The organism is Paenibacillus sp. USDA918EY (assembly GCF_009870825.1).
Lineage (GTDB): Bacteria > Bacillota > Bacilli > Paenibacillales > Paenibacillaceae > Paenibacillus_AQ > Paenibacillus_AQ albilobatus.
Map to the genome: position 1 here is coordinate 1 of NZ_WTWY01000089.1, position 205 is coordinate 205.

Annotated in this window: 1 rRNA gene; it reads left to right on the forward strand. The window is 57.1% G+C overall.

The window, feature by feature from the left end:
• Positions 1–205 (forward strand): 23S ribosomal RNA (locus GQY55_RS30910); the annotation flags it as partial.

Sequence of the window (205 nt, forward strand, 5' to 3'; positions counted from 1 at the left end):
AGAACTCTCGTTAAGGAACTCGGCAAAATGACCCCGTAACTTCGGGAGAAGGGGTGCCCCGGTAGTGTGAATAGCACGAGGGGGCCGCAGTGAAAAGGCCCAAGCGACTGTTTAGCAAAAACACAGGTCTGTGCGAAGCCGTAAGGCGAAGTATACGGGCTGACGCCTGCCCGGTGCTGGAAGGTTAAGGGGAGCGGTTAGGGAG